14 protein-coding genes are annotated in these 26,993 nt (G+C 56.1%); 2 read left to right on the top strand and 12 right to left on the bottom strand.

Annotated elements, in window-relative coordinates; genetic code table 11:
* Window positions 1-40: 40 nt before the first annotated feature.
* The 10 genes from GSQ94_RS06870 to GSQ94_RS06825 all read right to left on the bottom strand — a co-directional run bounded on the left by GSQ94_RS06870 (window position 41) and on the right by GSQ94_RS06825 (window position 19,901).
* On the bottom strand, window positions 41-3,412 hold the full coding sequence (locus GSQ94_RS06870) for a TonB-dependent receptor (RefSeq protein ID WP_254063704.1): 3,372 nt from the start codon (window positions 3,410-3,412) through the stop codon (window positions 41-43).
* A gap of 231 nt (window positions 3,413-3,643) precedes the next feature.
* A complete protein-coding gene (locus GSQ94_RS06865) occupies window positions 3,644-4,267 on the bottom strand; it encodes a response regulator transcription factor (protein ID WP_158942826.1) in 624 nt (207 codons plus the stop codon).
* The gene (locus GSQ94_RS06860; protein ID WP_254063703.1) at window positions 4,264-7,284 is read right to left on the bottom strand and encodes a sensor histidine kinase; all 3,021 of its coding nucleotides are present in this window, start codon (window positions 7,282-7,284) and stop codon (window positions 4,264-4,266) included. The genes GSQ94_RS06865 and GSQ94_RS06860 overlap by 4 nt, the downstream gene beginning before the upstream one ends.
* Window positions 7,285-7,474: 190 nt before the next feature.
* The gene (locus GSQ94_RS06855; protein ID WP_158942824.1) at window positions 7,475-8,770 is read right to left on the bottom strand and encodes an MFS transporter; all 1,296 of its coding nucleotides are present in this window, start codon (window positions 8,768-8,770) and stop codon (window positions 7,475-7,477) included.
* A 247-nt stretch (window positions 8,771-9,017) separates the two neighbouring features.
* On the bottom strand, window positions 9,018-10,106 hold the full coding sequence (locus tag GSQ94_RS06850; protein WP_158942822.1) for an oxidoreductase: 1,089 nt from the start codon (window positions 10,104-10,106) through the stop codon (window positions 9,018-9,020).
* A 150-nt stretch (window positions 10,107-10,256) separates the two neighbouring features.
* The gene (locus tag GSQ94_RS06845; protein WP_158942820.1) at window positions 10,257-11,798 is read right to left on the bottom strand and encodes a YdiU family protein; all 1,542 of its coding nucleotides are present in this window, start codon (window positions 11,796-11,798) and stop codon (window positions 10,257-10,259) included.
* A gap of 6 nt (window positions 11,799-11,804) precedes the next feature.
* Window positions 11,805-12,557: a rhodanese-related sulfurtransferase gene (locus GSQ94_RS06840; RefSeq protein WP_158942818.1), complete on the bottom strand. Its 753-nt coding sequence runs from the start codon at window positions 12,555-12,557 to the stop codon at window positions 11,805-11,807.
* Window positions 12,558-12,597: 40 nt separating this feature from the next.
* Window positions 12,598-14,475, bottom strand: coding sequence for a glycoside hydrolase family 2 protein (locus GSQ94_RS06835; RefSeq protein ID WP_158942816.1), 1,878 nt, complete (start codon window positions 14,473-14,475; stop codon window positions 12,598-12,600).
* A gap of 93 nt (window positions 14,476-14,568) precedes the next feature.
* Complete coding sequence (locus tag GSQ94_RS06830; RefSeq protein ID WP_158942814.1) at window positions 14,569-16,455, bottom strand: hypothetical protein; 1,887 nt, start codon at window positions 16,453-16,455, stop codon at window positions 14,569-14,571.
* Window positions 16,456-16,565: 110 nt separating this feature from the next.
* Window positions 16,566-19,901: a TonB-dependent receptor gene (locus GSQ94_RS06825; RefSeq protein ID WP_254063702.1), complete on the bottom strand. Its 3,336-nt coding sequence runs from the start codon at window positions 19,899-19,901 to the stop codon at window positions 16,566-16,568.
* A gap of 349 nt (window positions 19,902-20,250) precedes the next feature.
* On the opposite strand from GSQ94_RS06825, the gene GSQ94_RS06820 reads away from it, so the two are divergent.
* The gene (locus GSQ94_RS06820) at window positions 20,251-22,734 is read left to right on the top strand and encodes a beta-galactosidase (protein ID WP_158942812.1); all 2,484 of its coding nucleotides are present in this window, start codon (window positions 20,251-20,253) and stop codon (window positions 22,732-22,734) included.
* 8 nt (window positions 22,735-22,742) lie between these two features.
* Here GSQ94_RS06820 and GSQ94_RS06815 read toward each other — a convergent pair whose 3' ends face one another.
* Window positions 22,743-23,372 (bottom strand): response regulator transcription factor, encoded by a 630-nt coding sequence (locus tag GSQ94_RS06815; protein WP_158942810.1) that lies wholly within the window; start codon window positions 23,370-23,372, stop codon window positions 22,743-22,745.
* 81 nt (window positions 23,373-23,453) lie between these two features.
* Window positions 23,454-24,338, bottom strand: coding sequence for an alpha/beta hydrolase (locus tag GSQ94_RS06810; RefSeq protein WP_158942808.1), 885 nt, complete (start codon window positions 24,336-24,338; stop codon window positions 23,454-23,456).
* Between the two features lie 155 nt (window positions 24,339-24,493).
* Here GSQ94_RS06810 and GSQ94_RS06805 point away from each other — a divergent pair, with 155 nt between their 5' ends.
* Window positions 24,494-26,989 (top strand): glycoside hydrolase family 2 TIM barrel-domain containing protein, encoded by a 2,496-nt coding sequence (locus GSQ94_RS06805; RefSeq protein WP_158942807.1) that lies wholly within the window; start codon window positions 24,494-24,496, stop codon window positions 26,987-26,989.
* The last annotated feature ends 4 nt before the right edge of the window (window positions 26,990-26,993 follow it).

The raw sequence follows: 26,993 nt of genomic DNA, 5'->3' as shown, positions 1-26,993 counted from the left end.
GCCGGTGGATATACCGGCTGCTGTTGAATGGAACAAGCTCCTAAAAGATGAACTTGCCTGCGAGTTGCAGCGAACGAGCTCCACTCAATTCGCCAGGAAGAGTCTGGACGCCGATAACCTGACCAAATCCGCTGGAGCTCACCGCAGTACTCGACTGAGATGCCGCGTTGAGAGTTGGATTTCCGCCTCCGTTCGAAGAGTTTGGATTTGCTGCACTAGGATGATTGAACACGTTGATAGCCTCTGCACGAAACTGAATCTTCATACGCTCCCGAATTCCAAAGTCTTTGAAGAGTGACAGATTGTCATACGAGAAGCCGGGTCCGTGAAGAGTATTTCTCGAGGTATTTCCGAAGGCGTAGTTGTAAGCAACCGGAGTTCCGGAGGCACCCAGCGTTTGCGGGGCTACCGGAAGTGTGTAGGCTGTTGTATCGATGCACGAAGTTTTATTTCCTGTGATGTAGTTGTGCAAACTGCAGTGAGCACTAGCCTGATGGACGAAACTCGGCCTCGTCGTACCTTGATCGAAGCCCGCGCTGTTGTAGCCGAGTACAACGTTGAAGGGCATGCCTGTCTGCAGATTGACGATGTCGTTCAACTGCCACCCTCCAAGAGTTCCCTGAACCCATCGGTTGCTGCCTTTGAAGGCTGGTAGATCATAGGTCAATACCCCGACAAATCGATGGCGGATATCCCAGTTGGCATTGCCGTAGTCGGCTCGGATATTGAATGGTTGCGAGGCTGTACCGCCTCCGTTCGAGTCCGAACCGATATCAAGATCGTGAGACCATGTGTAACTTGCCTGCCCTGAAATTCCGTGAAAGAGTCTCTGCCGGAGGATGGTCGTCAGCCCGTTGTAGTGAGAGTACGCGATATTATTCAGGTCGCGGATCGATCCAAAGAGCGGGTTTGGACGCAGAGAATTGAGGGTCGGCTTGGCGGCATAGGACGCAACGCTTGAGCCCATCGGGTTCGAGGGAAGGTTTGTATAGTCGCTGATATCCAGATGCAGCGAATGAGAGCCGAGATACTGAAGCTCGAAGGCAGCTCCATTCCACAACTCCTGGCCTACGCTCACATTCCACTGGTAGCTGCGTTGTGTCTTGTTATTTGGGTCGTATTGAACCGCACTCTGAAAGGTACCGGGAGTACCGGCAACCGGGGAAGCATTCCCCGCCCCAGGAGTTGGATTTGTGAAGGATAGAAGATTGGCGGCAGTTGTGCTGTATCCGACGAAGGCGCCCAGTGGATAGTTGCCGCTGAGCAACGTAAAGCTGTTAAGTTGATTGGCATTGTAGTAAAACCCTGCCCCTCCCCTTATGACCGTCTTGTCGGTCGCCCGATAGGCGATTCCAAGACGCGGGCCCCAGTTGTCGTGTGTCGCGCTCGCAAGCTTAAATCCAGGATTTGGAACGAAGGTGTTTGGGGTGAGTGCCGTGGAGGCTGGAATCAACGCGGTCTCGTTGGCGTTCAACAGCCGGGCATAGCCGTTCAAACTATAAGGGACGGTCGGCAAGTCATAACGCAGGCCATAGTTGATGGTCAACTTGGAGGTCGCTTGCCAGTTATCGAGAACAAAGAATCCGTCACGCCACTCGGCGACAGAACCCTTGATGGTATTTACAGGCGTCTGATCACTTGCAGCCAGACCCAGCGCAAAGTCTGCGCGGCTGTCGCCCGTCAGAGTGCCATTGAACGTGAACAGGCCGAGGGATTCGTTTGTAGCTGCGCGTCCAAGAGTCAGTTTGCGCAACTCAACACCGGCCATGATGCTGTGCCTGCCGCGAGTGTAGCTCACCTGATCATAGCCATCGAGCGTGCGATCGTCCTGAAACCAGTTCGTTCCATTGTTGCCAATGTTCATGCCGCTTGCACTACTTAGCTGAACGTTGGGAACTCCAAGATTTCCCGTTAGGGTGTCAAAGTTGAAGCCAGGAATCCCAAGATCGGTACCTGCACTCTGAAGGTGATTCACGTACCAGTAGTTGAGAGAGTCTGTGAGAAATTTGTTGATACCGAAGTGAAAGTCATTGACGAGTCGAGGGGTAATGACGTGCGAATAGCCGACAGCGAGGTTTCGACTATTCCCAGGCCCATATCCACCGGCCACCGGCACCTGGTTTCCATTGGCGTAAGTCAGGTTCTGCCAGTGATAGCGCACGAAGATCCGCACCTTCTCTCCGATATTTTCATCGACACGCTCCAGCGTCTGCGCGATAAACAGGTTATTCGGGAAGTAGGCATTGTTCAGGTTGTTGTTGATGCCTGCTGCATTCGGGAGCGGAATATACGCCTCATACTTTTTGGCAATCAACGCAGCTGGAGTCGACAGTTCACTGATTGGAATTTGATTGTTCTTGTAGTAAGCATTGTTGTTATACGGATCTTTGAGACAGATCCCCGTACAAGTGCCATCAGAATTTAGAGTGCCTAATGCCGAGAAGTCTCCGGCCTCCTGCGCCGCCGTCATTACAGTCGAGGTGCCCGCGCTCTGTGCTTTTTGATTAAGCTTCTCGTAGGAGCCGAAAAAGAAAGTCTTATTGCGTCCGTTGTAGAGCTTTGGAATCCAGACGGGGCCGCCAAGTGTGAATCCATACTGGTTGTAGTTCAAAGGTGCCTTCGGCTGAGTGGGAGAGTCAAGAAAGTTGTGCGCGTCTAACGCCGTATTCTTGATGTAGTCGTAGACGACGCCATGAAAGTCATTCGTGCCGACTTTGCTTACCAGGTTAATGTGCACGCCGAGATAGGCACCGTACTGTGCAGGATAGTTACCACTCTGCATCTGCACCTCTGAGATCATGTCGGTCCCGGGCCGTGCAGGTGTGACGTTTCCAAGGTTGTTCATGATGGAGACGCCATCGAGAGTCAGATCGTTTTGAGTCTCACGCTGACCTGCCCCGATAAAATCGACACCGGGCGGGTTTCCGCTGTAGCTGGTCTTCGAACCGATCGTCACGTTCGAAGCGAGTGCGGCTACCTCAAGCGCGTTGTGCCCCTGGACGGGAAGATCCTCGACCTGTTTGGTCGCAAATGTCTCTCCAAGGTTCGCGTCGTCCGTAGAGAGCGGAGCGGTCGTGGCGGTGATGGTAACGGTCTCTGAAGTAGATCCAACGTGCAAGTTGAAGTCTGTGCGCACAGCGAGGTCAACCGATACAGGCACACCGACTGTCTGCTCCTTCTTGAATCCCCCCTTCTCGACGGAGAGATCGTATACGCCGCTTTTGATGAAGGTAATTGAGTAGTAGCCCTCAGCGTTGGTTGTGGCCGCGTACTTGACCTTGGTTGCCTCTTCAACGGCCGTGACCTGTGCGCCGGCGACAGAGCTTCCGCTTGCATCGACGATCGTCCCGACCAGTGCAGTGTTGTTAGCGATCTGCGCTGATGCCCCCGATATGTCAACAAGACATATCAAACAAATCCATAGAAGAACTTTGTTCACAGCACGACCTCCGAAAGATGTCCGTTAGTTGATCACTTCATCCGCAATGGCCCACTGAGCAATTACGGCATCCCGCGCCCCGCTCATGACAGGGGAAACGGCTCAAATCCAGGCTGAGGATTAACAGGGATTTGATTACGGAGTCATCTGGTTGTCATTAGGCTGTTGCCATGTCTTTAGCTAGGACAAATGCCCTAGCCCCAGCTAATTCAAGTGGACAAGTCCACGCTGAAAGGCGTAGATCGTCGCTTGAGTCCGGTCACGGGCGCCCATTTTATCGAGCAATGAGCTGACGTGGATTCGCACCGTCTTCTCAGCAATGTGGAGATCTTCTGCAATCTCCCGGTTACTCAGTCCACGTGTAATACCCGCCAACACTTCACGCTCGCGAGGGGTGAGTTCGAGAACAGGCGTACGCTCCGCGAGACGATCAAGTGCAAGATGAGGAAGATATCTCAATCCTCGGTCTACATTCTGAATTGCGTTGAAAAGCTGCTCTCCGCTTGCGTCTTTGTTGAGATAGGCCATTGCGCCACTTCGGACCGCGCGGTATATATCTTCGCTCCCCTGATAGTTCGACAGCACCACAATTCGGGCGGACGCAAACTCCTTCCGAATCTGATCGATCACCTCAAAGCCGCTCAGTCGTGGCAGCCGTAGATCGAGCACTACTACATCCGGACGCAGGCTACGGTACAGCTCAACGCCCGTCTCCCCGTCACTCGCCTCACCTATGACTTGGATCTGCGAGTGTCCGGCGAGCACTGAGTGTAATGCCATACGCGCGAGAAAATGATCTTCGATCAGTAACACACGGATCTGCTTCATATTCCTATCCACCTTATAACGTGCTGTTCCTGCCTTAGCGGCTGGCGAGCTGCACTGAAGGACACTTTCACTGTGACCTCTGTGCCGGCCTCTGCTGAGGTCTGCAATCGGAAGGTTCCTCCGATCTTTCGAGCTCGTTCTTCCATCACTGGGATCCCAAAATGGCCACGGTGCGAACCGTTTGCCTCCGAGTTCTGGAAACCGCGACCATCGTCGTAGATAGACAGACTTAGTGAGTCCGCTTCGTACTTCAAGAGAATAAGAATTCGGGACGGATTTGCGTGACGAATTGCATTTGATACCGCCTCCTGGCCGATACATACAAGATGATGAACACAGCCAGGAGTAAGCGGTTGTTCCTCCCCCTCCACTTCAAAAGTGGTCTTGATGGTCTCCCCGAATGGATTTGCTTCGAGGACGCGGCCAAACGCTCGCGACAGCAAATTGGTGACCTCATCTGCATCGCGCAAGTCCCAGATAATTCTTCTCGCCTCCGCCTGGCAGTGCGACACCATGTTTCGGGCCAGTTCGCACGACTGCGCAGCGGGTGTGGAACTCGAATCGCTGTCGCGAAACAACTTTGCGGTCGCCTCCAACTGCCATGAGATTGCAGCAAACCCAGCCATCAGCGTGTCGTGGCACTCGCGCGAGATGCGGTTCCTCTCTTCCAGCACGATGCCCATCCTCCCCTTCATCAACTGCAACCTGCGGCGAAACAATTGTGTCACTAGAACCAGGGCGGCGAGAGACAGACCGGCTGCAAAGTACCACGTTTGATAGAGGTACGGTCTCTGTTTTATTTCGATACTACTTACCGCAGAGGTCCAATCCTCTCCGCCAGCCCGGGCTTGCACCTCAAATCGGTATGAACCTGGTGGCAAGCGGCGATAGCGGGCAGCATGAGCGCCGGTATTGGTCCATTCTGCGTCGTACCCTGACAGCCGATATCGGTACTCTACATGTGACGGATTTGAGAGCATCTTTGCATTGAAGAAAAACAGAATGTCTGGCTGGCCGGCTTCGAGTTCGATCCGCGAATCGCCCGCTCTCGCAGTAGAGTCAGCGGCGTCGGGGTCATTTGATAGTGTCCAACCTGTGATGGTTGCGGCCGGACTTATCGCACCGAGCTTTTCAGCAATATTTGTCGTATGCACAAAGCTCTTCGTCGTTGCGAACCACAAGGTTCCGTCAGGTTGCAGTGTGGAAGAAGGCTTTGAGGATCCGGCACACTCTGACGAACGCATTCCGTCGGCCTTTCCCAGGGTCACGACCGATAGCTGATGCTGTCGGCCGTCGATAGTGGCATGCAGCTCAGCTACCGTGAGGCGGACAATTCCTCGATAGGTGCCGAGCCACAGATGGCCGTCCTGATCCTCTGTTGCTGTGTTTACCGGCAGGGATGGCGCGTTGGCGCTGGGGGGTAAGGCAATCGCGCGATCCTGCCGAATAGCGACGATACCGCCAGCCTTTGTGCCTGCCCAGAGATATCCTCCGCTATCCAGCACCAGCGAGAGCACATAGGGATGGGGCAGGCCAGAAACTTCCGATACTGTGCCGTCGAGTACACGATAGAGGCCGTTGCTGGTCCCCACGAGAACTGAGCCGTCGCGATCCTCGATCAAGCAGGTGATGAGTTTTGTCTCGACAAACTGTTGGCGCTTTTGTTGATCTGGCCGCCCTTGCGGAAAGTACAACACGCCGGTATAGGTGCCTACCCAGAGACCGCCATGGCTGTCAGCAAGAATGGAGCTGACAGCGTTGCCTGGCGACTCATTGCCTAGAAGGTAATGACGATACGAGTGGCCATCGTAGCTGTAGATACCGTTGAACCATGTCCCTATCCAGATTTGTCCTTTTCTATCTTCGGCAAGTGCACGGATTGCAGCGCTGATTGGCATGCCTGGAGGATTTGCGGGAATGATCTGTCCGTTATGACGACGAAACAGTCCATTTCCCCATGAACCCAGCCACAGATCGCCTCGGCTGTCGGAAAAAACGCTGGCCGCGTAGGATGCATGAAAACCTTCGGGTTCGCCGAAGGGCGCCAGCGCTCCTTTGTGCCAACGGCTCAGCCCTCCTGAGAGCATTCCTACCCAAAGGTTCTGCTCGTCATCTAGAAACAGCGTTCGAATGGCATCGTCAGGTAGTCCATTGTGCGAGTTCCAGTGCGAGAGCCCATCAACGGAGAATCGCCACACACCATCGTGTCGTGTGCCCATCCAGAGATCTCCTGCAGCATCGCCGAGCAGGTCTGTGATTGGACTCGTAAGAGTTGCACGTATGACGGGATCGAACTCAGCAGCGTCGCATGAAGCACACTTGCGCGGAACAAGTTGCACCAGATGGGTCATCGTCCCCACCCAGAGGTGCTGTGCCGCATCGCGATAGACTGCGACCTCAGTATCAGAGGCAGATGTGGTGACGGGATATCGCTTCACCGTACCGCCGTGCCAATGGAAGAGTCCTGAAGAGGTAATGAAAAACATGCCTCCGTGACCATCCTCGGCAAAGGGCGTTGTGATATCGCCCGAGATCATTCCAGCGCCTGAGACCGCCTCGAGGTGATTATTGAAATATCGCTCAACCCCATTCTGAGTCGCGATCCACAGTACCCCTTGCGCGTCCCGATGAAATGTTCGGATGCGCTCGTTGCGAAAGCCAGCGAGCTCGCTGATCGCAACGGTTCCGGATGCGGTGCGGTGCAGTATCCCGCTGCCATCAGTCCCGATCCAGAGATCGTCATTGCCCTCTGGAAGCACTGCATTGATGGCCTCGTTATCAACCACGCCGCCAACCACGATTGGAAGATTGTGAAAGTGCTGTCCGTCAAAGGTGGAGAGCCCTGACCCAGTCGCTAGCAACAATAGACCATCCGGCCGCTGCGCGATCATTCGAACGTTATTGTCCGGCAGCCCGTCTTCAATCTGCCAATCTTGCTTCTGATACTCGGAGAGCCGGAACGGAGCTGATGCCAAAGCAGCGTTCGCGAATACCGCGAGGCAAAGAAGAATCTGCAAAATCAGTTTTCTGCCGCGACGAAACCCGCTGGCATACGAAGTCACAGCTACAGAGGATGGAGACAACGCTGCCGAGGCAGAGCAAGAATTACGCTGCACTCCAACGGGATGTAATCGCCTGATCAATGTCTAGATTCTTCAAGGCGAACACATATTTCTCCATGTTGCAAGAGAATCCGTTCTACGCCGACTAGCTGGCTTCGAGTGGGCGCTCTGGGTGCACCGTCAGCCAGCAGAGCCCCCCAATGACTGCCAGGATGGCAGCAACGGCAAAAGAGGTCGTCCAGCCAAACCGCTGCGCTATCCATGGGGTGAGCGACGCTGTTACGGCTCCTCCAACTTGGCCTCCCATGTTCACTATGCTAGAAAACACGCCAGAGCTGCGTCCTGCGATGTCGATGGAAACAGACCAGAACGAACTCTGTGACAGGTAGAGCGCTCCCGCCCCGCCTGCGAGGATAACCCCTGCAAGCTGAGGGCTATGAACCATCGATCCAACCACCAGAAAACAGGCCGTTGCAAAGAGAGCTACTGCCGCCAGCACACCGCGACCAACACGAAGCCCATACAGATTCGTCAGTTTGTCGCTGATTGCACCACCCGCCAAACAACAAATCGTCATCGATAGGAATGGAAGCATCGAATAGCGAGCACTGGACTTCAGATCAAATCCCCGCACCTGCGCCATGTAAAGAAAGAACCAGCTGAAGAAGATCCAGGCGACATAGCCAAAGCTGAAGTAGCCGACCATCAGTGCTGGAAGATCGCGGCGATGCAGGATTGCGCGCCACGAGATCTCCACTGTCTCGGAGCTGAGGGCTCGTTGCTCCTGTACGGTTCCGTTGATTCCGGCGTGAATCTCGCTCAACTCCAAGGGACCGACATCGGCGTGCTCTTCCGGAGTGTCGCGTGAGTAGTACCACCAGATCGATCCAGCGATCAACCCCACGATTGCACTGAACCAGAAGGCTGCACGCCATCCGTGATGGGTGATGAGCCACGTCAGTAGCGGCGGAGTCAGGCCGCTGCCGGCGCCCACACCAGCAAAGATAAGTCCGTTGATGAAGCCTCGCTCGTGAACCGGAACCCATCGGGCAACGAATTGATTTGCCGCTGGATAGATCACTGCTTCACCCGCGCCGAGTGCAAAGCGGATTGCGATCAAAAGAACCACGGCATGCGATATCCCTGACGGCAGAACCGCCGTCAATGCTGTCGCAATCCCCCACCATAAAACTCCGAGGGTAAGAACCCGGCGAGGGCCAAAGCGAGCCGCAAGCCAACCAGCTGGAAGCTGAAAACCCGCGTAGCCAATGAGAAACGCGCTGAAGATCCAACCCAGACGCTGATTCCCAAGTCCATACTCTCTACTGATCTGTATCCCGGCGATCGAGATGTTTGTGCGATCGAGAAATGCGACGCCACTGAGAACGAAGAGCCAAAAGGCCAGTAGAAATCTGACTCGGGTGTAGCGCTCGAGATACATCGGTGTTCCTCCTGCCGCGATACGTTCCGGGACAGATCTCTTTGCAGTTCACTATGACAAGATGCTTGACCTCCTATTGAACAATGTTTTGAGCGTTCGCCGTTAGGACTTATGACCTACATGGTTTGCGGGGGTGTTCAGAGGGTGAGCGGCGATATAAATTGCAGAGTTGCGAGGATGAAACCGGCGGCAGATTTAATCAAATCCAGTTTGGCACGAGCAGTTGCCCAACCTCTGCGTGAATGACCTAAAGAGCAGGATGGGCTCGACGCCACTGCGCAACCTCGCTTGAGGTCATCGGCAGCGGCAGCACTCTCCCCTGTTGCGCCGAATCGAAGGTTGTCTCCAGCGCTGCCATCACTGCGATTGCATCGATGGTCGGAATCGAAGACTGCTGGTCTCCCAATATCGTGTCCCTGACCTGCGCGTAGTACATCTGCTGGTTTCCCACCGGCACCGGAATCTCCGTGCGCTCGCCCGTTTCGCCGTCGTACAGGACTCCTGGGTCCGGATCATAGCCGAAGCCAGGACCGCCGGGCGTCATGCCTTCCTTCAACTGCGTCTCCTGAACATCGGCGCCATACTTCGCCCAACTTGCCCGGGTTCCATGAACGATGGACCGCGGGCCACCTCCTGAGACCAGTAACGACGCATGAAGGATGACCCGCATGCTCTCATAGTTCAGCTGAACATGAGCCCAGTCATCGGTCTTTCCGCCCTTGCGCAGAGTTGCCATACTCGCGCTGATCGACTGCGGCAGACCAAAGAGATACATCGCCTGATCAAGAAGATGAGGCCCCAGGTCGAACCATAGACCTGCACCTGGTCCTTCATCCTCTCGCCATCGCTGCCGAACGTGAGGCCGATAACGATCCATGTGACACTCGTAGTGCGAGACCACCCCCAGCACGCCTGACCAGAGTACTTCGCGCGTGGCCTGCACCTCACTCTCCCATCGGCGGTTGTGAAAGACTGAGAGCATCCTGCCGTGCTCCTTCGCAATCTCTGCCAGAGACCGCGCCTCCGCAAACGTAACAGTGAAGGGCTTATCGACGACGACATCCTTTCCTGCGCGCAGTGCCGAGGCAGCAAGTGGATAGTGGGTGTGATTAGGGCTTGCGATTACGACAAGATCGACATCGGGATGTATCGCTGCCTCCGCGGCAGAACACACTGTTATCTCGCCAAACTCCGCCAGTACGGCCTCAGGTCGGCTCGAACCTACCAAAGATAACGCAAGCCCCGGCGTTGCGCGGATCAAGGGGGCGTGAAAGGTCTTTCCTGCATACCCATATCCGATAAGGCCGGTTCGGATCGTCTTTGAAACCTTGCTCATATCACCTTTATTTGTCTTGATCCACGAGTTGAATCAGTTATACCTTCGCGCTGGGTGAAGTATGTCAGACTTGGGAGATTGTCGTCTCTGATTTGTGGCCTCTGAGTTTTGTTTCGTAGTGACGTCGACCAACCTCATACGATCTTCCACTTACGTCCCGCAGAAGGTCTGACTGACGCACTCTTCCGGGCGGGCTGGCACGGTATATCGCTCCATGTCGGGTCTGTCTTCATAGGGACGGGACACCACTTCGAGTAGCTCCTCGAACGGCTGGAAGTCCTCCTGCTCAACAGCAGCCTCGAGCGCTGCCTCCACCATGTGATTGCGCGGGATGAATGCTGGATTGACCAACCGCATCGCAGCCGCGCGGTCTTGTGCCGGGACAGGCTCCTGCTCCAACCTTCTGCGCCACGCTACAGCCCACGTGTCATACGCGCCTGGTTCAGCGAACAGCGTACGCATCTCTGCGCCACCCTCGCGTCCGGTTGCGGCTGTGCAAAGACGGCGGAAGGTCAGGGTAAAGTCAGCCTGATTGGCGGCCATGCGGTCGAGCAGATCCTGAGCTAACGTTGCATCACCTTCCTGATCCGTAAAGAGGCCAAGCTTGCGGCGCAGGCCGACGAGGCGAGCCGCCTCGAACTGTGGTTCGAAGGCTGCGATTGCCTCATTGGCAGAGGCCAGCGCGGCCTCCTCGCTTCCCTCTTCCTGAAGCAGAAGCGGCAGTAACGCCTCGGCGAGACGCATCAAATTCCACCGAGCGGCGTGGGGTTGATTGCTATAGGCGTAGCGGCCCTGGCTGTCGATTGAGCTGAATACCTTGGCCGGATCGTAAGCCTCCATGAAGGCGCAGGGGCCGTAGTCTAGCGTCTCGCCCGAGATAGAAGTGTTGTCGGTGTTCATCACGCCATGGATAAAGCCGAGGAGCATCCATTGCGCGACCAGATGAGCATGACGCGCGATCACGTTATCCAGAAAGACGCGATACAGCCGTTTCTCGTGCGCGACTGCGGGATAGTGCCGCGCGATGGCATAGTCGGCCAACATCCGCGTCCCCTCTGTGTCACCTTTCGCCGCAAAGTACTGGAAGGTGCCCACGCGAAGATGGCTCGCCGCGACCCGCGTCAGTATTGCTCCCGGCAACGCCGTCTCACGAAAGACTAGTTCTCCCGTGGTTACAGCGGCAAGCGCTCGGGTGGTTGGCACACCCAGTGCGCCCATGGCCTCGCTCACGATGTACTCGCGCAAGACCGGGCCAAGCGCGGCTCTGCCATCTCCTCGACGAGAGAACGGCGTCGGACCAGAACCTTTGAGCTGTATGTCGTAGCGTACGCCGTCACGCCCCACTACCTCTCCCAGCAGGTTGGCACGACCATCGCCAAGTTGGGGGACGAAGTGCCCAAACTGATGCCCTGCATAGGCGATCGCCAGAGGTTCGGCTCCCTCGGCCACTCGATTGCCTGCCAGAATCTCCACACCACGCGTGCTTGCCAACTCGTCCGGGGCCAGGCCGAGACTCTGTGCCAACTCCACATTCACCTTTACCAGGCGTGGAGCTGTTACTTGCCTCGGATTAAGCCTGGCATAGAAACGTTCTGGCAACCGCGCATAGGTGTTTTCGAAGTGGAAACGGACGGATCGGTCGTCGGAGGCAGCGATGGCCGACGCCATCACGGAAACATCGGAGGTGCTCATACTCGATTAGATGCGGCCATGTTGTTTTCGCTCCGGTTCAGGAACGTGCCTCTGCAAATCCGCATGCCCAACCGAGGTCCTATTATCGAAGAGATAGCATTCGCCCTGCCATTGACTGCTCTGCTCTGGGATTTCCTCGAGATACTTCAGGATCCCACCCTTCAGATGGTAGATCTCGTCGAAACCTTCTTGCAGCATGAACGCCGATGCCTTCTCGCAGCGTATGCCGCCGGTACAGAACATCGCTACCTTACGGTGCCTGGCAGGATCAAGATTCTCCTGAACATAGGTAACGAAATCAGAGAAAGTATCTATGCCAGGAGCAGTTGCTCCGGTGAAGGTGCCGAGGTCCGTCTCGTACCGATTTCGCGTATCCAGAAGCAAGACCTCAGGGTCTGCGATGAGCGCATTCCACTCCTGGGGCTGGACATACTCTCCGGACTGGGTTGGATCTACCTGGGCTTTGCGAAACGCGATGATCTCGGACTTAATTCGAAACTTCAACCTCTTGAAAGGCGGCTCGTCGGAGAAAGAGAACTTTACCTCTGTCCTCTCCAGACCGACCTTCTCTGCCAGCAGGTCTACGAGACGGTCTATAGATGCGGGCGACCCCGACATGGTGCCGTTGATTCCCTCACCTGCTATCAGCAGTGTGCCGCGGAGATCGGTATCACTGAATGTGGCGCGGAGCTGCTCGCGCAGAGCCTTGGGCGCAGACACGGGCACAAATCGATAGAAAGCTGCAATCTTGTAGTTCACTCTCCTTAGATCATAATCTTTTCTGAAACTGACGCGAAGGTTACTCCGGCTTCCCTACAGAGTGTTCTTTGTAAGTCTTTTGGAAGAGATAGAAGGCCTGTTTCTTTTTTCCATCCTCAGAAAGCAGACCTTTTCGATTGAAGCCATCCTGAAGTTTGGGGATGTTGCGCGTCGGCGAGCGGAAGTCCATAAGGATCCAGGGAACAAGACCACGCACCTGTGGGATCTTGTTGATCATGACGAACTGATGTTCGTAGACGTTGACCTGCTGCTCCTCCGCCCAACGTTGATCTTTTCCGCCGTGAACCCCTTGCTTGGCTTCGGCACCGAACTCAGAAATCAGGATGGGTTTTTGCGGGAGCACCCACTTGATGTTGTCCGCATCTTCAGGTCGCATGTCGTACCAGCCGATGTACTCGTTCTGACCAACGACATCGAGAGCATTCGCGAACGGGTCGTCCTGCACCATCTCATCTCCCTTGGCATGAGGGCCCAGAAGAGCGGAGGTAATGAGGCGGGTGGAGTCAAGCTTGCGGGCTTCGTTGGCCAGGTTGGTCAGAAACTGGGTGCGAACGGGGTTGTTCGGCGTCTCGTTCGAGACAGACCACAAGATGACGGAGGCCTTGTTGCGATCGCGGCGAATCATCTCGTTCAACATAAAGGCAGCTTTGGCATAGACCTCCGGCTTTTCGAACGAGATGTGCTGCCAAAGAGGTATCTCAGACCAGATCATGATTCCGTCACGATCGGCGGCACGCTCCATCCGCTCGTCATGAGGGTAGTGGGCGAGGCGGACGAAGTTGGCGTTGAGGTCCTGAAGGAAGCCGAAGATATTCTTGACGTCTTCGTCGGTGCAGGCGCGGCCGGTGCGATAGGGAGCTTCTGCGTGCATATTCGCGCCTTGCAGGAAGATGGCTTTGCCGTTGAGCAGAATGCGGGTTCCATCGACGCGGATATCACGGAAGCCAATGTCGTCCGTGAGTTTGTCCTGCCCCGAAGCAAGTTCTACTTTGTACAGCTTGGGCGTCGCCGGTGACCAGAGCTCAAGCTTATTGGTCTTGAGATCGAAGGAGGCGCGGCCGTCGGCATCTGTCGTGAGGGTCGCGTTAACGCCAGCCTCTGGGACACGAAGGGTGACAGGTGTTCCGGCAGAGGCGCCTTCGACATGGATGTACCCGGAGAGTCTGTCCGCGCTTACCGCAGAGAACGTGCTCTCTCGCTTGAGGTGGACGTCGTAGTCGTCGATGAACTGAGTCGGGAGTGTAACGAGAGAGACGTCACGAGTGAGTCCGCCATAATTAAACCAATCGATGCCGGTGGAGGGAATCCCATCGACCTCACGGGTGGAGTCGACAGCGACGACGACGAAGTTGCTGCCGTCTTTGAGCGCTGCCGTCACCTCGCAGTCGAAGGGGGTGAAGCCACCCTCGTGGTCGCAGATGCGCTTCTGGTTCACCCAAACGAAGGATTTATAGTTTGCCGCACCAAAGTGAAGGAAAGTGCGGCTGTTGGGTTTGGCGTGGAAGTCAAAGTCATGCTCGTACCAGACGACTCCCTCAAAACGGAAGAGGGTGGGATCTTGCGTATTCCAATCTCCTGGAACCTTGAGAGTAGGAGCGGTAGCGAAGTCGTACTCCTCGTTGTGCGGCCCGCTATCAATATTGGGATGAGTATTCAATGCGTAGCCGTTATCGCGGATCTTGCCGTCCGAGGTATAGAGACTTCTCGCCGGCGGTTGATCGACAAGATAGTGCCAGTCGCCATTGAGTGAGGTGACAGAGCGGCGGTCGACCCCCACCAGCAGCGTCTTCAGCGGTTGCTGGGCATGCGCTATGAGTGTTGGCAGACAGAGAGCAGCAAGCAGGAGCCCGTTGCGGCAGTTCCTGTTCCGCGTGGAGGTCAAGGAGAGATCATTCATACGATGGCACCTGGCGAGGAGATTGAATACGGTACTAGAAGACAAGGAGGTAGCCCAACGCGATTCCGTCGGCTTTCGCTTCCCCCACTGATATCAATGCATGACCCGCATTACGGGAGTCTTGGTGATTGTTACCTCAGCCTCCGCCGAACGCATGCTCTGTCCGTTCGCGTTCACCGCTCTTACGGTATAAGTCGTCGAGCCCTTATCAGCCGCGGGCTCAATGAACCCGGGCGCTGTCAAGCCTGATGCCGCTACATGCGGCTGGCCACCCTGCGAGCTTTCGACGGAGTACGTAACTGCTCCGGGCACAGTTTCCCAGGTCACCGAAACAAACCTTCCCTTGATTTCAGCGTGAACATTGGCTGGAGCATCAGGCACCGGCCCATTCGGCAACAGGCCGTAGACGCACATCTGTCCTGTCCCGATGTTCTGTGTGCCGAAGCTGGAGAGATAGACCTTGCCATTGGCAACGGTCGGAGGAGCCATCTTCGAGTAGTTTCCGCAACCATCCCGCTCTGGATTCTGCAGGGAGTTCCATAGCTCGCGATGGATGTCATCCGCATCGTACGCATGCAAGATGCCTGGACGCGATTCGTGCCATGAATCCCCGGTCGCATGAATCGCAGCCCAGAGTATTCCGTCACTCCCATGATTCGCCGACAGCGCTAGCATTGCACCGGGATGCCCTTCGTTCCTCTCCTCTCGAGTCATGTAGGGTGTTGTGTCAAGCTTCCCCTTTTCAAACCTGTATACGCGAGCCTTGTCTTTTTGCCCCCAAAGATAGAGGAACTCTCCGCCCTTCGCACTCTTCCAGTACACAAGATTGTGCAGGTGAGAGCTGGTCACGGAGAAGTGCTGCACGGCATGCTCATCCCCCAGATGGCCAAAGTTGTCCGTGTCTATTGCATACAGGACGCCTTCTTTTCCTCCGCTGAGCACCAGATGAGTCCCCGGAATCAAGGTCGCACCGGCAGAGTCCAGATCGTTGTCGTCTTGGTCTAGTTTGAAGTGATTGGTCGGAGTGAACCAATCAAGCAGCTTCATGTGCGGATCCAGCTTGATGAAGCTTTCGCTGAACTGGGTTGTGCCGTTCCAGCTTCCATTACCGGTTACGAAGTATATGTTGCCGTTCGCATCAACTGCCGGTGCCTGGCCCGACTGCCAGATGCTTGCGCCTTCACCATCAGGCGAAGTGTTGAAGACACCCACCTGCTTGAGAGTGGTGGCATCGTAACCTAGGAGAAAGCCGTGGTACGGCCCCTTATCGCAGTGCGAAGCATAACCTGCATAGACATTCCCTCCTGTAAGAAACAGCGCCGGTCGCTGGTTTTGCATGAGTGGATCAAAGTCAGGAGCTTCGATAAGCACGGGACTCTGAGGCAGGTCCGCGCCGGTGGTCAGATCGAGTGCGTGCAGCCGCTGAACGAACTTTCCACCAACCTTCGTCAACGCGATGACATACAACGTATCCTTGGCGTCGTTGATGACCGGCGTACCGATGATGCCCATGCTGCCGTTGATGTCCAGACAGCCAAAGTCGGCATCGTGCAGATTCGCAGGAGTGCCAAAGTTTACATGCCAGAGAGGTTCTGTTGCTGTCGCATCGTTCGCGTCGAAGGCATAGACACTGTTATTGACGGTCGTGACGTAGACGACATCATGCCAGCCGCCTCGAATCTGGATATGTGTTGCGAGCAACGGCTGGGTATAGAGCTGATCGTCAACGACTCGCTTGAAGAGCATCCCAAAGTGCTGCTGGTTTACGTTCGAGGGATTGAGAATCGTCTCGTCCAGGTTTGCGCCGGTGCGCGCGTTATTGTTGTGCTGCGTCAGCACATCCACCTGCGCGTTGATTGCCCTGGGCAGCAGGAAAAGCGCAGAAGCTACTACAGTGCCACAGGCTAATTGAAGTCGGTGAGACGATCTGCCGAACCGCATAAGGTGCTTCTCCAAACCGAAGAGGGTTAGCTTTGCCACTCTGATTCCTGCGCTCGATCTTTCCTCGCTCGCAGTCGGATGCCGAGCCACTCAAAAAAACTGGCTCCAACCAAGCTACGCTGGAGCCAATTCACTCGCAACTACGGCGACTAGAACGTCAGTTTTAGAGCTGCCTGCATCAGCCGTGGCGCAATCGGACCGATCGTCGTGATCTGTCCAAAGTTCCCGCTCGATGGATCGTTATTGGGGTTGGCAAAGCTTGGACGATTGAACGCATTGAACATCTCCCAGCGAAATTGCATCCTGTAACGATCGCGGTAAGCCCAGTTCTTCAGCAGGCCAAGGTCTGCAGTATTGATTCCAGGGCCTTGAAATATGTTTCTCGGAGTATTGCCAAAGGTTCCAGCCGCATTGGTTGTGAAGGCAGCCGTATTGAAGTATCTGGCCAGTTGCTGCGATCTGCCACCCTGGCGCAGACCAAAGGAGCCCGTCGCGCCACCGGATGCAAAGTCTGCACGGTCGCCGTACTGTTGCGAGCCGGAGTTGTTGCCGCCGTCGCCGCCGTAGATGCCAAAGGGCAACCCTGACTGCATGGTGTAAATTCCGCTCAGCTCCCATCCTCCCAAAGCCTGTCGCAGGGCGAAGTTGTGACCCGCCAGATCAGGCGTTGTGTAGACGAAGTTGGTCACGGAGATGATGGGAATGTTCAGGTCGGACTTTCCGTAGTTGAACCGGAGGTCGAAGGGGTTGGGGATAGGGTTGCCAAAGGACACGCTGTTTCCGGAGAAGGTATCTTCCGTCCGCGACCATGTGAAGTTCGACTGAAACTGCAAGTTGTGGGAGAGTCTCTTCTCTACGCCAACTTGAAGCGAGTTGTAGTTCGCGGTGCCTGCACTGGTGGACTGGAGAATCTGCCCAAAGGCTCCATAGGTTACCCGGGAGCCGCTGATCGCTGGATTCGCAGCGTTGTAGATACCCGGGTTAAGATCGATAGGCAGCACTTGGTGATAGGACTGGCTGCCAACATAGGCAAGATGAAGCGCAAAGTCGTTCCCAAACTGCTGCTCGACGGAAAGATTCCAGCTTTGCGTCGTCCCGAGTTTGAAGTCGCGAGAAAAGACAGCGCCAACGCTGACGAGACCCGGCGGAAAGGTTGCCGAGGAAGGCGGATTCTGACCCGCAGACGCGAAGGGTGGAAAGGGACTGACGCCGCCTGCCACGCCGGAGTTGACGTAAGCATATGGGTTCTGAAGAGAGATGAACTGGGTCGCAGTGCCATTAAAGCTGTAGGTTGGGCTGAAGGGGCTGATATCGGCCGTATGGTTGTAGATCGAGTACTCCAGCGGCGAGTAGAACATGCCGAAGGCTCCACGAACAGCAGTATTCGGTAGGGACTTCGGCTGCCATGCAATGCCCACACGTGGCCCAAACTGAGAGTAGTCGTGCGGAAGAAGAGAGGAGTCGACTCCCTTGTCTCCAGGGAATACCAGGCCGGTCGGAGCATTGGGATAACGCGTGCTCTGCTCCCCGGGAATGAAAGCTGCGCCGCGGCCGTTCTTCACCGTGGGCGGCAGATTCGGCTCCCAACGTACGCCAGCAGTGAGTGTCAGGTTCGGACGGATGCGCCACGAATCCTGAGCATAGATACCAAGCACGGTACCTGTCTGATTTTGCGTCTCCCCGCCGCCCTGCAGGAAGCTGCTGGCACGCCCAAGCAGGAAGTCGGCCAGACCGAAGCCTGTATATTGCCCGTTGAAGGAAATACGAGCGTTTGCCGGATATGCAGCAACTTCGTTTGCGTACTGGTGCAGTGCATTTCCACCAACGCTGAGGGTGTGCTCCCCGACGATCTTCGAAAAGTCGTCGTTGATTGTCCAGGTGCGACGATCCTCAAGGTTAGGAGCAGAGTAGGGTTGCGCGAAGCCGTTGGTGATTTGGATACCGCCCTCGGAGTAGCAGGTGCCCGCAGGATCGGCCACTGCGATGAACTGCGACAGGCAGACAGGCTGACCATTTTGATTGGTTACGTGGGCCGCGGAGAAAAAATCATTTTGCAGCCATGCGCCGGAGAGGACGTTGACAGATGTCGGCGAGACCGTCCAGGTATGCGTAATGAGCTCGTTGTAGAGTCGACCGCGCAGCCCCAGCGTGCTGTTAAGGATATTGCCGTTGAGCGTCTCTTCCGGCTGGTCAAGAAAATCGAGAAAGCTGCGGACTGTGAGGCGCTGGCTCTTGCTCATGTCATAGTCCAACCTGCCGGTCGCTTCTTTATAGGTGTACTTCTGTGGAGCGCCTGCGTAGGTAACCTGACCGGTCGCGGGGACCACGCCGGCGGGCACGAGCGCGGAGAGTGCCACTGCGGCAGGAGCAAAGAGCCCGGGGTTCACCTGGTTTCGCTTTCCTCCTACGGTTGTGAAAGGAGATCCGGCAGTCGAGGAGAGATCCTGTGGAACTGCGCTGAAGTCTCCGGCGAGCATCGCTGCTGTAGGAGTAAAGGTGGTGTTGGTTCCGGTAGAGGTGCTGGCTTTAGTCTCCTGGTAGTTCGCGAAAAAGAACAGCTTGTCTCGCTTGATCGGACCACCGAAATAACCGCCGAACTGGTTCCGTTTGAGTGGATCGACAACATGGCTGAAGTAGTTGCCTGCGTTCAGATCGTTGTTGCGCAGAAACTCGAAGACGCCGCCATGAAACTGGTTAGCGCCCGATTTGGTCTGAATCGTGACAACAGCTCCGGGAGCAAACCCGTATCGTGCGTCGAAGTTATTGCTGATGACGCGGAACTCCTGCGTGGCATCAGCATTCGGAAAAGGAGCTGCCAGCAAAAGATAAGTATCCATATTCTGGACACCATCCAAAAGATAGTACGTGCTGCCCTGGCGTCCACCATTGGCGGATGCGCCTGTCTCGCTCGGGAAGGCGTTCGTCGTTTGAAGAACCCCTCCTCCTCCGTTGAGCACGTTAGTCGTACCGGGTGCCAGCAAAACGAGGCTTGAGGGATCGCGGCCGTTCAGTGGCAACTCCTTCACCGAACGCTCGTTGACGACCTCGCTCAACTCAGCCGTACTCTGGTTGATCACATTTCCTGCCGCAGTCACCGAGACGGTTTCGTTCGTTGCTCCCACTGCGAGTACTGCCTTCAAAGTTGCGGCCTGCCCAACCGTCAGCAACAGCCCAGTCTGCACGTTTGTCGTGAACCCTTGTCTCGAGGTCGTTACGGTGTAGGTTCCAGGAGGCAACGTGGTGAGCGTGAAGGTGCCCGCATCGGTAGTAGTTGCTGTCTGAGTCAGACCTGTTCCAGTATTTTGTGCGGTCACTGAAGCGCCTGCCACGGAGGCGCCAGTGGGATCAGTAACCGTGCCACTCACAGAAGCGTTAGCGGTTTGCGCTTCCACATGATGTACTCCCAGGGACAGGGCAAGAAACATCGCCACTGGAAGTAGAAATCGATAATGCAGATGCATCAGCCTCTGAAGGTGTAAGTTCAAATTCATTCTTTTGTGCCTTTCTTATGTAAACCTTTACTTGCGAGCTACAAGATTCGATCGATACGTCAAGAACTAACTTCTAAAGAGAAGTGGGCATGCGGTTCGCCTGCCGCTTGATCAATGCGGCCGCCCGTGAGATTCATATTGAGCAACGGGGAAAACACTACTCCCGTGAAGCAACAACGCGAATCCGTCGAAAGTCGGAGTGATTTCATTGGGGATCGAAATGGTAAAGAATCCAGGCTGGATCTGCTCCCTCATAAACGTACGGCTCGGGAAGCGCTCAAGTACGCCCTTCGACGGATGCGTCCTGGCGCCATCTCCTGTTCAATCCTTTCGAGGTCATCACTTGTTGAACATCGCTCTCAACGTCGTACGCGCCGCAACTCTGTCTCTTGCAGCATGGGCGTGCCTGGTGCCGATGGCATCTGCCCAGATTCAGATCGATGCCAGCGCCCCCTACACTTCACCGCAACCAACAGTGTTCCAGCCCGGCGCCTCTACCAGTCCGGATGGTCATACTCTCGGCCTCAACCAGCGCTACCTGACTCGAGACGGAAAGCCCTGGCTCCCGGTCATGGGCGAGTTTCACTTTTCACGAGTTCCTTCCTCCGAGTGGGAGGAGGAGATTCTCAAGATGAAGGCTGGAGGCGTCAACATCATCGCCGCCTACATCATCTGGCTGCATCACGAGGAGATCGAACGCCACTTCGATTGGAGCGGCGACCACGATCTTCGACGCTTCGCTCAACTCTGCGCCAAGCATCACATGGACCTCTATGTCCGCATCGGCCCCTGGGCTCACGGCGAAGTTCGGCATGGCGGGATACCGGATTGGGTTCTGGCCAAAGGGCCAACACGGGTCAACGATCCGGTCTATCTGGCCTTGGTCGCGAAGTTTTACGCTGCAATTGGAGAGCAGCTACAGGGAATGCTCTGGAAGGATGGCGGCCCGGTCATCGGAGCTCAACTGGAGAATGAATACTCGAGTCGCGCGCCTGGCGGCGGTGAAGCCCACATCCTTAAACTCAAGCAGCTTGCTGTAGCAAGCGGACTCGATCTTCCCTTCTATAGCGTAACGGGCTGGGATGGTGCCGCCGTCCCCGCTGGCGCAGTTCTTCCTGTCTTTGGTGGTTACCCTGATGCCCCGTGGGATGCCTCGCTGAAAGATCTGCCCCCCAATGAGGTCTACACCTTCCGGTTCGGGAACCGGGTGACCGGCAACATGGGGGCTATTGGTGGCCGATCCAGCACGGCGGGGTCCTATCAAGACACTCCCTTCATCACTGCCGAGATGGGCGGCGGCATTCAGGATACCTACCATCGCCGCCCTATCATCAAGGCCGACGATGTCGCTGCGATATTTCCCGTGATGCTGGGCTCCGGAGTCAATCTCTATGGCACCTACATGTTTCAGGGTGGCGAGAATCCCGATGGACAACTCTCTACCTTGCAGGAGTCGCAAGCCACCGGATACCCCACGGACGTCCCGGTAAAGTCCTATGACTTTCAAGCACCGCTCAGCGAGTTCGGTCAGGAGCGTGAGTCCTTTCGCAAGTTCAAACTCGTCAACTACTTTCTCAACGCATTCGGGGATCGACTGGCCCCCATGAACCCGCACGCTCCTGCCCTGCTCCCCACCTCACCCGCGGATCTCTCGGTACCGCGTCTCGCCGTGCGTTCGCAGGGCGACCACGGATTTCTGTTCGTCAACAACTATGTCCGCAATGCTGCCATGCCCGCTCGCATGGCGTTTCAAGTAAAGATCGCCCTTCCCGGCGGTGAGCTTGCCCTGCCCAGGCAGCCTGTCGACATTCCATCCGGCTCCTACTTTATCTGGCCCTTTCACCTCGATATGAACGGCTTTGAACTGCGATACGGTACAGCGCAGCTCTTCACGAAGATTGCCGCTGAAGACGAGCCAACGTATGTCTTCTTCTGCGTACCCAACATCCGCTGCGAGCTTTCTTTTGCCGATCAACACAGCCTTGCCGTTCATACCTCGAGCGGCCAGATTCAACGCGCCGACGGATCCATCATCGTCACCGGTCTCTCTCAAAGCTCCGACACAATCCTCTCTCTGGAAAACTCGGAGCATAAAGCAGTACGCATCCTTGTGCTCACTAAGGAACATGCCGAGAATGCGTGGAGGGTGCGCCTCGGAGGAAGCGAACATCTGCTCTTTACCACCCGGCAGTTTTTCGCCGATGACAACACCATCACGCTGCGCTCTGATGCTGACCCGGCATTTCGTATGAGTCTCTTCCCTGCCCTCACGACCACGCCCTCTGGGAGCAACTCACTCGCGCTCAAGCAGCTCCCCGGCGGATTTACTGAGCTCTCCTCGCATCTGCCCTCCGTACAACCTGCTCTTAATGTGACCCTGTTACGACAACCGGGTGATGCCCCTCCGGTGAAGATAGGCCCGGCTCTGTCTTGGCGGCCTCAGGGAGTCGCCCAGGCTCCCGAAGAGGAAGCCTTCGATAAAGCGGGATTATGGAAGATCACGCTTGGCAACTCTCTGCCGCGAGGACTCAGCAACGTCTTCCTCCTTGTCGATTACACCGGGGACATTGGACGCCTCAGCAACGGCACACATCTGCTCGATGACAACTTCTTCAATGGCGATCCGTGGGACATCGGGATGAGACGATCTCTTGAGCACAAACAGACGGAGGACCTTCGTCTTCAGATTCTCCCTCTCCGCGCCGACAGCCCCATCTTTCTTGAAGACCGCATCAGAAAAACACTACCGGCAACCGGTCAGACCGTACAACTCCGTTCTGTTCGGGCTATTCCGCAATATCAGTTGACGCTTCGATCGACGCCATAAGGGAACCGCTAAAAGTGCACCAGCCCTCGTTGCAGTGCGAGGATGACAGCCTGCGTTCTATCCACCACGTTCAGCCGCATCAGGATCGTGCTCACATGGCTCTTTACCGTCGCTTCCGTAATTCCCAGCAGCTCGCCGATCCGCTTGTTGCTGTTGCCCGTCGCCATCAGCTTCAACACCTGACGCTCTCGATGACTCAATTCGGAGTCCGGCGTACGCGTCGCCAAGGCCTTCTTTACCGGAAGCGGCAGGAAGCGTCCGCCAGCATGAACTCGCTCAAGCGCCTGCACTAACGATTCATAGGGCATGCCCTTGATGATGTATCCCTGCGCTCCTGCCTCGAGCGCCTGGTGAATATCCTCGTCGCCCTCATACGTCGTCAGCACGACAAATCGTGCCTGGGCGTGGACCTGCCGGATGGCTCGAATCGTCTCGACCCCACTCATCTTCGGCAACCGCAGATCCATCAGCGTAATGTCCGGCTGGTGCGTCTCGAATAACTCCAAAGCCTCTTCCCCGGAGCCAGCTTGCGCCACCGTCACCATGCCCGGCTGGCCATCAATAATCGCCGCAACTCCAACCCGCATAAGAGGATGGTCATCTACGATAAGCACCCTGATCTTTTGTGTGTCAGTCATAGTATCCAGTCGAGAGACGGCAGTGGAATCTGTCTTTTGAAATAGTAGGCTAGTCCCGAGTTGACGCTACAGTAGATGCTCCTATTTGTGATGAAGAAGCCCCTGCCCCTCCATCCATTGCAGGAACAGCTCAGGCCACTGTGCAACCGGCATGGGGTTGCTGCTGCGTATCCCAAAGCCATGCCCCACGCCCGCGAAGACGTGGAGCTCTGCCGAAACATGCAGCTTTGCCAACGCAAGATAAAACTCCGGCAGCCCCTGCGAGATGCTGACTCGATCGAGCGCTCCACAGGCTAGAAAGGCCCGGGGAGTGTCTGCGGTCAAGCGTGTCTCTTGAGGAATCGCAGGATAGAGAAGCGCCTGAAAGTTTGGCTTCGAACTCATTCCCGCGACTGCATCCGAAGCGTCTGCTTGTCCGGTATCGTACCGGGTGCTGGCAAGCGCCGCCAACTCTCCTCCTGCGGAGAAGCCCATGACACCAACCCGCTCCGGATCGATATTCCATTCGCCGCTTCGTTGGCGCACGACGCGAATGGCGCGCTGCATATCTCCAAGCTCGGTTCCCTCCACCGTATAGGTTGAGCCTTTCGCACGCGCCAGCCGGTATTGCAGAACAAAAGCGGCGACTCCGTGGCTGCTGAGCCACTCCGCCACTCTATACCCCTCGTGATCGATCCAAAGCTCGGCATGTCCTCCCCCCGGCGCGATAATCACAGCCGCTCCCGTCGCTGTTCCCGCCTCCGGAAGATAGGGTGTAATCGATGGAACCTCGACCCGCATGATCACATGGTCGCCCTCTGGCGTCACGCGCATCGTACTGAGACCCTCGCTTGTCTGTAACTTCGCCGCGTCCTTCGCCCACAGTGGAACCGCCTTATGTGCGCCTGTACTCTGCGCAGCGAGGGGAACACCAACCGCAACCGCGATAACAGCACTAACAAGCATCGCAAGAGGGCGAGCTCCCATGGAATCACCTCAAAACCTGATCTTATGTGCGTGACAAGCCTACGCCTCCGCTCTATGCCGCGAATCCAACTTTCGTCGGATACATCTGCGGTCGCTGCAGACTATGCTCATCCTCGACGCCGCCAATGAACAGCGGAACGAAAGGCTCTTCCTCTATGACCCTTCACCTCACTCGTCGCGGTTTCCTCGGCGATGCCGCTCTGGTTGGAGCAGCCTCCGCGCTGCGAATCGATCCGCTCAACGCACAGAGTGCCATCAACCAGTCTGCCGCCGACCGCAGGACATGCTTCGACAAAAACTGGCGTTTCTTGCTGGGAGATCCCGAAGGTGCTCAATCGTCATCCTTCCATGACAACACGTGGCGTCAGCTCGACCTCCCTCACGATTGGAGCATCGAAGGCTCCTTTGACGAGAATGCGCCCGCAAAAGGAAATGGTGCATGCCTTCCTACTGGTATCGGCTGGTATCGCAAGAGCTTCGTTGTGCCTCCCTCCGGTCGCGGCCGACGGATCGCTCTCGAATTTGATGGGATTTACCAGCGCAGCGAAGTCTGGATCAACGGCATCTCCCTGGGTTTCAGGCCCTATGGCTTTATCGGATTCTCCTACGACCTCACGCCGCATCTCGTCCCTCATGGCCGACCGAATCAGATCGCAGTTCGTGTCGACAACTCCCTGCAACCTAACTGCCGATGGTACTCCGGCTCCGGCATCTATCGGCATAGCTGGCTCCGCATGACGGACCCCATTCATATCGTTCCATGCGGTATCTGCGTTCGTACACCTTCCATCACCCCGTCAAACGCCACGATCGATATCACCACCCGGATACGAAACGAGAGCATGCAGGATGCTGACCTTGAACTGGCGACAGTGATCCTCGATGCTGCCGGCACGGTGGTCCAGCAGACAATCACCGCTCACGCTCTCGCGAAAGGCTCCGAAGTTATTCTTCAGCAGAAGCTCGAAGTAGCTTCGCCGGCACTATGGTCTAACACCACCCCGCACCTATACCAGGCACGCTCTACCGTTCTTCTACATGGCAAGCCGATTGACAGCGAGACAACCTCTTTCGGCATACGCGAGATTCGCTTCGACGCCAATGGAGGCTTCTTTCTCAACGGCGAACACCTTAAGCTGAATGGCGTCTGCATCCACGCTGATGGCGGCTCTGTCGGCGCTTCGGTTCCTGAGCGTCTCTGGGAGCGCCGCCTCGAGTTGCTTCAACAGATGGGTTGCAACGCCATCAGGCTGAGCCACAATCCTTCAGCGCCCGAGCTGCTTGATCTGCTCGACCGCATGGGCTTCCTCGTAATGGCTGAGGCCTTCGACGAATGGAGGCAGCCAAAGGGGGGAACCCCGGAGTTTGGATATCACAAATACTTCGACGAGTGGTCGGAGCGCGATCTTACCGCCATGCTGGAACGTGATCGCAATCATCCCTCGATCGTGATCTGGAGCGCAGGCAACGAAGTTCCCGACCAGACCGATCCCCGTGGTCCCGCCACCCTGCAACACCTGATAGATATTATCCGCGCGCACGATCCGACCCGTTTGGTCACCGTCGGCTGCGATCAGATCGCAGCCGAGCCCAGGACAGCGCTACCTGAGTTCCTTGAAAAGTTGGATGTGGTCGGTTACAACTACGTCGACCGCTGGCGCGACCGGCGCGAGAAGTTTTACAGTATCGACCGTCACGATTATCCGCAACGCCGTTTCATCGGCACGGAGAGCACAGCTCTCTTTGGCGGTCGCGGTGTTTATGCCCTCGACGAGCCCAGCAACCTCTTCCAGTGGCCTGCCAACACACTCCTCCAGGTAGAGCAGCAACAGAAGTTCGTCCAGACGTACGACTATGTCAGCGGCGACTTTCTCTGGACCGGCATCGACTATCTCGGCGAAGCCCGCTGGCCGAATAAGGTCGCGGCCTTTGGCGCGCTCGATACCTGCGGCTTCCCAAAAGACAGCTTCTACTTCTACCAAAGTCTCTGGCGTAAGGAGCCCGTTCTCCATCTGCTTCCCCACTGGAACTGGGAAGGGAGAGAAGGTGAAGTCATTCCGGTAATCTGCTATACCAACTGCGACACAGTGGAACTTTTTCTCAATGGCAAGAGCCTGGGCAGTAAGGGCTATGCCTTCCCACGTCCTGGCATGGTTCACAAATACGGCACATATCCTCCTCGCGCCAAAGCTCTACAGACGACTGCGGACCTTCACCTGACATGGGATGTCCCTTATGCACCGGGCATCCTACTTGCCAAAGGCATCAAGGATGGTCAGGTGACGATGACCACCGAAGTGCATACTACCGGTACACCGGCAAAGCTCGCCCTCATCGCCGATCGAGAGCACATCCGCACCAGCCCCGACGATATCGCTCACATCACCGTGCAGGTCCAGGATGCTCAAGACCGTATCGTCCCAACCGCAAACAACGGAATCGCCTTCACGATAAAAGGCGAAGGGAGCATTATCGGTGTCGATAACGGCCAACCTGATAGCCACGAGCCCTATAAAGCGAGTACGAGGAGAGCCTTCAGCGGTCTCGCGCTCGTTCTTCTCCAATCCAATGGCCGGCCAGGCACAATCACTCTCACCTCAACAGCTCCATCGCTTGCTTCAGCACAGATCACCATCGAAACGACAGGGTGATCGC

It is taken from the genome of Granulicella sp. S190, assembly GCF_009766095.1.
GTDB lineage: Bacteria > Acidobacteriota > Terriglobia > Terriglobales > Acidobacteriaceae > Edaphobacter.
The sequence above is the reverse complement of the archived record's forward strand: the minus strand, read 5'-3'. Positions and strand labels throughout refer to the sequence as shown.

Bases quoted from the DNA above. Each gene is read 5' to 3' on its own strand.
- GSQ94_RS06855 (WP_158942824.1), bottom strand. From the start codon at position 8,770: ATGTATCTCGAGCGCTACACCCGAGTCAGATTTCTACTGGCCTTTTGG.
- GSQ94_RS06815 (WP_158942810.1), bottom strand. From the start codon at position 23,372: ATGACTGACACACAAAAGATCAGGGTGCTTATCGTAGATGACCATCCT.
- GSQ94_RS06835 (WP_158942816.1), bottom strand. From the start codon at position 14,475: ATGAATGATCTCTCCTTGACCTCCACGCGGAACAGGAACTGCCGCAAC.
- GSQ94_RS06805 (WP_158942807.1), top strand. From the start codon at position 24,494: ATGACCCTTCACCTCACTCGTCGCGGTTTCCTCGGCGATGCCGCTCTG.
- GSQ94_RS06865 (WP_158942826.1), bottom strand. From the start codon at position 4,267: ATGAAGCAGATCCGTGTGTTACTGATCGAAGATCATTTTCTCGCGCGT.
- GSQ94_RS06845 (WP_158942820.1), bottom strand. From the start codon at position 11,798: ATGAGCACCTCCGATGTTTCCGTGATGGCGTCGGCCATCGCTGCCTCC.
- GSQ94_RS06810 (WP_158942808.1), bottom strand. From the start codon at position 24,338: ATGGGAGCTCGCCCTCTTGCGATGCTTGTTAGTGCTGTTATCGCGGTT.
- GSQ94_RS06850 (WP_158942822.1), bottom strand. From the start codon at position 10,106: ATGAGCAAGGTTTCAAAGACGATCCGAACCGGCCTTATCGGATATGGG.